This is a genomic window from Alteromonas marina (assembly GCF_000808575.1).
Lineage (GTDB): Bacteria > Pseudomonadota > Gammaproteobacteria > Enterobacterales > Alteromonadaceae > Alteromonas > Alteromonas marina_A.
Genome location: NZ_JWLW01000035.1, coordinates 1 through 1,379 on the forward strand (window position 1 = coordinate 1; position 1,379 = coordinate 1,379).

A 1,379-nucleotide genomic window follows, 5' to 3' on the forward strand; every position below is an offset into this window, starting at 1 on the left:
GTGAAGTTGTTGATGCCCTGCTTCCAGGAAAAGCTTCTAAACTTATGATTATATGAACCGTACCCCAAACCGACACAGGTGGTCAGGTAGAGAATACTAAGGCGCTTGAGAGAACTCGGGTGAAGGAACTCGGCAAAATTGTACCGTAACTTCGGGAGAAGGTACGCCTCTGTTTGTGAACACTTCGCGTGGTAAGCAAATGGAGGCCGCAGTGACCAGGTGGCTGGGACTGTTTATTAAAAACACAGCACTCTGCAAACTCGTAAGAGGACGTATAGGGTGTGACACCTGCCCGGTGCCGGAAGGTTAATTGATGGGGTTAGTTTTCGGACGAAGCTCTTGATCGAAGCCCCGGTAAACGGCGGCCGTAACTATAACGGTCCTAAGGTAGCGAAATTCCTTGTCGGGTAAGTTCCGACCTGCACGAATGGTGTAACCATGGCCACGCTGTCTCCACCCGAGACTCAGTGAAATTGAAATCGCAGTGAAGATGCTGTGTACCCGCACCTAGACGGAAAGACCCCGTGAACCTTTACTACAGCTTGGCACTGAACATTGAACCTACATGTGTAGGATAGGTGGGAGGCTTTGAAGCACAGTCGCTAGATTGTGTGGAGCCGTCCTTGAAATACCACCCTTGTATGTTTGATGTTCTAACATTGGCCCCTTATCGGGGTTGTGGACAGTGTCTGGTGGGTAGTTTGACTGGGGCGGTCTCCTCCCAAATAGTAACGGAGGAGCACGAAGGTTAGCTAATCACGGTCGGACATCGTGAGGTTAGTGCAATGGCATAAGCTAGCTTAACTGCGAGACAGACACGTCGAGCAGGTACGAAAGTAGGTCATAGTGATCCGGTGGTTCTGTATGGAAGGGCCATCGCTCAACGGATAAAAGGTACTCCGGGGATAACAGGCTGATACCGCCCAAGAGTTCATATCGACGGCGGTGTTTGGCACCTCGATGTCGGCTCATCACATCCTGGGGCTGAAGTCGGTCCCAAGGGTATGGCTGTTCGCCATTTAAAGTGGTACGCGAGCTGGGTTTAGAACGTCGTGAGACAGTTCGGTCCCTATCTGGTGTGGGCGTTGGATGATTGATGGGAGCTGCTCCTAGTACGAGAGGACCGGAGTGGACGAACCGCTGGTGTTCGGGTTGTCATGCCAATGGCATTGCCCGGTAGCTATGTTCGGAACGGATAACCGCTGAAAGCATCTAAGCGGGAAGCCGGCCCAAAGATGAGTCATCCCTGACCTTTAAGGTCTGGAAGGGTTGTTATAGACGATGACGTTGATAGGCAGGGTGTGGAAGCGTTGTAAGGCGTTAAGCTAACCTGTACTAATTGCCCGAGAGGCTTAACCATACAACGCCCAAGAAGCTTT

The 1,379-nt window shown here is 51.5% G+C and carries 1 rRNA gene; it reads left to right on the forward strand.

The features are described from left to right. Positions 1-1,360 (forward strand): 23S ribosomal RNA (locus RJ41_RS14375); the annotation flags it as partial. Positions 1,361-1,379: the final 19 nt, after the last annotated feature.